Annotated in this window: 5 protein-coding genes and 1 pseudogene; all 6 read right to left on the bottom strand. The window is 57.2% G+C overall.

The window, feature by feature from the left end; all coding sequences use genetic code 11:
• The coding region (locus H0V78_03835; GenBank protein ID MBA2350935.1) for a hypothetical protein at positions 1 to 342 on the bottom strand (342 nt) is incomplete at its 3' end.
• Positions 339 to 536, bottom strand: coding sequence for a hypothetical protein (locus H0V78_03840; protein MBA2350936.1), 198 nt, complete (start codon positions 534 to 536; stop codon positions 339 to 341). The genes H0V78_03835 and H0V78_03840, both read right to left, overlap by 4 nt.
• A gap of 7 nt (positions 537 to 543) precedes the next feature.
• Entirely contained in the window at positions 544 to 783 is a 240-nt protein-coding gene (locus H0V78_03845; protein MBA2350937.1) for an AlpA family phage regulatory protein, read from the bottom strand.
• A gap of 70 nt (positions 784 to 853) precedes the next feature.
• Positions 854 to 1432: a hypothetical protein gene (locus H0V78_03850; protein ID MBA2350938.1), complete on the bottom strand. Its 579-nt coding sequence runs from the start codon at positions 1430 to 1432 to the stop codon at positions 854 to 856.
• Between the two features lie 226 nt (positions 1433 to 1658).
• A pseudogene (locus H0V78_03855) lies at positions 1659 to 2256 on the bottom strand (site-specific integrase).
• Positions 2257 to 2363: 107 nt separating this feature from the next.
• Positions 2364 to 3055 (bottom strand): DUF3494 domain-containing protein (locus tag H0V78_03860; GenBank protein ID MBA2350939.1); only part of this gene is annotated, 692 nt, incomplete at its 5' end.

Consider the following 3055-nt stretch of genomic DNA (forward strand, 5'->3'; position numbering starts at 1 on the left):
AAGGTCGATCAGAAGCCAGCGACGGCGCAGCACGTCCGCATCGGTTGTCGTGGCGGTCGCGTTTGGCTCTATCCGGTTGGCATAGCGTGAATGCAACAGCGGGTTTATGGTGTTGAGCGTCGCGTAAACCGCAATGCCTTGCCTGTTCAGGCGCACGGCTTCGCTTACCAGCAGGAAACGATGCTCGCGGTCGAAATAGCCGGCAGGGGTTTGCTTCCGTCCGCGTGTCGATAGCGCCCGCAGTTCGATTACGTCATCGGGATTGAACAGCACGGACAAGGTTCGCAGAATTGCATCGGCGTCCGGTTGTGGGATACCGATGCTTGACGGTAGCGCGCTCATGCTGACCGCCATTCAGGATGACGGCGGAATAGCAGAACCAGTGCCGCGAAGCTTAGTGCGCCGTGGTTATAGGCTGCGAGATACAGCGCTTTCTCGCATTGCGCGAGCAATGCCAGCGGGATAAGATGGCTTGTCTGATGTACCTCGAAAGCCGCTGGGTTGCCCGCCCACGGCTTTCTGTCTTTTGTATGCATGGCCGCCTCACTGTGCAGCCAGCGATTGACGCAGCTCGCCGACATTCCAGGCGGTTATGCCTGCAGATAATTTCGTTGGTTTGGGTATGCGCCCGGTTTTCGACCATCGCCAAACGGTTGCGCCAGAAATTGAATAGAGCGATTCGACAATCGGCTGCCTGACAAATCCGCTGCTTGGCAACTGATCAAAATTTTTTAGTGCGTCTGGAATTGTTCCGGCAGCAGAACTCGCGGTGCCCTTTGCCATTGCGTACACCTTCTAGAAGTTGGTTGCGACGCTGGCATTAGACGCGTGAGAGAAATATGCGCGAATTAACTCACAGAACTTTTTTTGGGTGAGGGTTGTTTACGAAGTCGGCGACTTGGCTTTCCCACTTGGGAATCTCGCCGTTGTGCTCATGCAGTTTGAAGGCGTCCCGCATTACATTTGCCCATCTATCGTTCCTGAAGTCGTAGTACATCTTTCGTAATACTTCCGTTGGGTCTGGTGACGTGTAGTCCGATTCCCTTTCTTTGATGAATGACCGCCACGGCTCATCCTTAGCAAGCTGCATTGCTGCCCATTTAACCCCATGCGTGCGGTCGTCCGGCCAGACGATGCGCTCGATTTCTACAACCAGCGCCGCTTTATTAAAGGGAGTCCATTTCGATCTTGCGCCACGTCTCTTTTGCTCTTGAAAGCCAGGCACGAAGTCACGCGCTAACGCCAAGGCCAGCCTGTAGAACATCCCATCGCCAGCCGCAATACCGTAATGCCCGCACAGCAACAGGAGCTTTTCAGTGTCCTCTTTGGAATGTTCGGCAAGTAAGCCGGCTAGTTTTTCTTCTGCCAGCAGCGCCGGAAGCTCTCTGGACTTGATAGGCGTCGCTAAAGCGCCTTCGAATCTCTTTTTCATAGCGTCCCTTCCCGCTGCCCTTGTGAAGGATGCCAAGCCAACCGGCAAGGGTTCCGGCGTTCGCCCCGTCGGGCTAGGCTTGGCAATGCTCAAAAACTGGGAAACTTTTCAGAAGCCCCGCGTACACCCTGATGTCAGCAAAAGGTAAACAAAAAGCAGCCACGCTCTGAGAGCGCGGAGAGAGCATCAGAGAGCAGGAATGTATTAAGGAGTATGAAGGCCGCCGTTAAGCCGCTCTGTTGAATTTCCCGATGACTACCTTACCGCTTGCGCCCATGGCGTCGAGCATGTCCGCCCAGGCCTGCATCATCTGGCGGCGCTCGGGCAGATATTCGGCCTTGTTTGTAAGCGCCTCGTACCTTGTTGGGCTCGACGTGCGCTAGCTGGCGTTCGATGGCATCGGCGCGAAAGCCCGTTTCATTCAAGATCGTTGAGGCGGTAGTGCGGAAGCCGTGCCCGGTCGCGCGCGAGTGATACCCCATGCGGTAGAGCGCATAAAGCATGGTGTTTTCGCTCATGCACTTCGCCGGGTTCGCCTGATTCGGAAATACCCATTTGCTGTACCCGTTCAGCGCGCGTAGCTGCTCGATCACTTCAATCGCCTGACTGGATAGCGGAACGATATGCGCGGCCTTCATCTTCATGCGTTCAGCCGGGATGCGCCACTCTGCCGCCTCAAGATCGAACTCAGGCCATTGCGCAACGGCTTCAGCCACCAGGATCCCGGGTTCATCGATCATGTCGTCAACAAGAAGGCCGACGTGATCCGCGTCTATCTCCCGCCCGATGCGAACACGCTGCTGTCCGAAAGACCGCGAGGACATGAAGTAATTCAACGAACTTCTAACTCACTACACTAGTTTCATGTCGTTCTACGGGAGCGTTTAACGTCCCTCAGAGTCATTAAGTTACGGTGAATTGTCATACCTCGCTAGGGGGCAGGCACGTTGATGACGGTGTTCACCATGGTGACGGACGCGTTCAGGGCTAACGCTCTGCCGTTCAGCGTCACTAAGGTCACGTTGCCCGCAGTAGAGAACGTAGTGGCTGCAGAAGAAATTATGGTTCCCACCATGGTGCCGCCTCCTGCCGCGTTGATCGTGGCGGAACTGCCGACCCGCCAAAAGACGTTCTTGGCCTGGGCGCCGCCAATCAGGATCACGCTGCGAGGGAATCCCGGAGCGCCCACGGTGAGCGTACTCGCCGTCTGGAAGACCCAGACAGCAGTCGCATCGCCCTGGGCGTCCAGGGTGAGATCCGATCCCGTTATCTGGAACGAACCCCCCGCGGCTTGATAGACGCCGGGGGCGAGGACGAGCCCGCCGAGCTGGCCGGCGCCTGGATCGGTACCGCCCGGCAGTGAAGCGGGAGACAGGTTGTTAAACGCCGTTTGCGCGTCGGCCGCCGCCGCGTTTGCGGTCGCCTGCGTGGTAGCAGTCCCTCCAACACCTGCTCCGCCCGGAGGCGGGGGCGCCGTGAAGATCCTACCGTTCACCGTTCCGACATTGAGCGGCGTTTCCGTATAGACATCGCCTGCCGAATCATGAAATCCGCTTATCAAAGTCGACGCACCGGTGGTCCCGATATTCCCGTTGATCACGGTAAGCGTCCCCTGGTTGGTCG

This window comes from Burkholderiales bacterium, assembly GCA_013695435.1.
GTDB lineage: Bacteria > Pseudomonadota > Gammaproteobacteria > Burkholderiales > JACMKV01 > JACMKV01.

Excerpts from the sequence above, each read along its gene's own strand:
- H0V78_03840 (MBA2350936.1), bottom strand. The coding sequence starts at position 536 with ATGCATACAAAAGACAGAAAGCCGTGGGCGGGCAACCCAGCGGCTTTC.
- H0V78_03845 (MBA2350937.1), bottom strand. The coding sequence starts at position 783 with ATGGCAAAGGGCACCGCGAGTTCTGCTGCCGGAACAATTCCAGACGCA.
- H0V78_03850 (MBA2350938.1), bottom strand. The coding sequence starts at position 1,432 with ATGAAAAAGAGATTCGAAGGCGCTTTAGCGACGCCTATCAAGTCCAGA.